Source organism: Falsiroseomonas sp. RANM36 (genome assembly GCF_056682175.1).
In genome coordinates this window covers 1-2,025 of the sequence record NZ_JBWXTD010000023.1, presented here as the reverse complement: position 1 = coordinate 2,025, position 2,025 = coordinate 1, and the positions used below count along the sequence as shown (strand labels likewise).

Here is a 2,025-nt window from a genome sequence, read left to right as displayed (position 1 = left end):
GGGCGCCCGCGGGGGGGGGGGCGCTCCGGGGGGCGGGGGGGCGCGCGGGGGGGGCGGGGCCCCCCCCGGCGCCTTCGCCACCCTGCCGTACGGGGATCATTCGATAGTGACCAGCCCGCCGCGCTACCGCATCGGCATCGATGTCGGCGGCACCTTCACCGACTTCGTCGTCGCCGAGATGGCGACCGGGCGGCTGTTGTTCCACAAGCAGCCTTCCGTTCCCTCCGATCCCTCGGCCTCGGTCGAGCGCGGCATCGCGGCGCTGGCCGCAGAGGCGGCGATCGACCCCGCCGACGTGGAGTTGGTGGTGCACGGCACGACCATCGGCCTCAACGCCATCATCCAGCGCCGCGGCGCGCGCCTGGCGATGGTCGTCTCAGAAGGCAATCGCGACGTGCTGGAGATCGCGCGGCTGCGCCTGCCCTCCTCCTACGACTTCACCGAGCCACGCGAGGTGCCACTGGTGCCGCGCCGGCTGATGTTCGAGGTCTCGGCGCGCATGCGCTCCGATGGCCGCGTCGAACGCGAGCCGGACGTCGCCGAACTCGATGCCCTCGCGGCGCGCATCGCGGCCGCGGGCGTGGATGCGGTGGCGGTGATGCTGCTCAACTCCTACCGCGACCCCGCGCTCGAGATGCGGGTGGCCGCGGCGTTGCGCGGGGCGCTGCCCGCCGTGCTGGTGACGGAGAGCGCCGTGCTCTGGCCTGAGGTGCGCGAGTACGAGCGCGCCCTGGTCGCCGGCCTCAACGCCTACATCCATCCGCTGATGGGCGCCTATCTCAATCGCCTGCGCGCGCGCGTCGCCGGCCTTGGCGTGCGCGGCCCGATCTACATCACGGCCAACAACGGCGGCACGCTCTCCCTCGGCACCGCGCGCGAGCGCCCGATCGACACCGTGCTGTCCGGCCCGGCATCCGGCGTGGTCGCGGCCTGCCGCATCGGCGCCGCCGCCGGCATCGGCCAGCTCGTCACCATCGACATGGGCGGCACCTCGGCCGACATCTCGATCGTGCAGGCAGGCGTGCCGGAGTTCACCACGGCGACCTTCGTCGGTGACTTCCCGCTGATGATGCCCGTGGTCAATGTCGGCGCGATCGGCGCCGGCGGCGGCTCGGTGCTCTGGGTGGATGCGCAGGGCGTGCTCAAGGTCGGCCCGCATTCGGCCGGCGCCGATCCCGGCCCGGTCTGCTACGGCCGCGGCGGCACGGAGCCGACCATCACGGATTGCTACGTCGCGCTCGGCATCGTGGATCCGGACCGCTTCCTCGGCGGCCGCATGCGCCTCGACGCCGCGGCGGCGCGCAGTTCGCTGGACGCGATCGCGGCGCGGCTCGGCATGGAAGGGACGGACCGTGCGCTCGCCGCCGCGCAGGCCGCGCTGCGTGTCGCCAGCGCGAAGATGGCGACGGAACTCACCAAGCTCATGGCCACGGCCGGCGTGGATCCGCGCCGCTTCGCGCTCGTCGCCGTCGGCGGCGCCGGCCCGCCGCATGCCAACCTGCTGGCCGAGGAAGCGGGGCTTTCGCGCATCCTCGTCCCTTCCGCGCCCGGCACCTTCTGCGCGCGGGGCGCGATCCTTGCCGATGTGCGGCGCGACTATGTGCGCACGGCGCGCCGCACCGTCGGCGTGGCGGCCGGCCAGGGCGTGGAGGAGTGGCCCGCCGTCGCCGCGCTGATCGCCGAACTGGAATCCGAAGCCGGTGCCTGGATCGCGCAGGAAGGCGCGCTGGTCGGCGCGCACGACTTCGTCGTCTCGATGCGCGTGCGCTATCCCGACCAGGCTTACGAGTTGGAGGTCATCGTGCCGGAGGCGGCGCGCACCGCGCTCGATGGCCACGCACTCGCCGCGCTGTTCCATTCCGAACATGCGCGGCTCTACGGCTTCTCGGAGCCGGGCAGCCCGGTCCAGGTCACCACGGTGCGCCTCGGCGTGATCGGCCGCGTGCCGCCGGTCGCGCTGCCGGATGCGCCGCCGACCGTGGCGCCGGCCCCCGGCGCGCGGCGCGGGGGGCGGGGGGCGGGCGC

1 protein-coding gene is annotated in these 2,025 nt (G+C 74.3%); it reads left to right on the top strand.

Annotated features, from left to right (window positions below):
- Positions 1–106 precede the first annotated feature (106 nt).
- On the top strand, positions 107–2,025 hold a 1,919-nt coding region (locus AC1MIR_RS27570), incomplete at its 3' end, for a hydantoinase/oxoprolinase family protein (protein WP_480031366.1).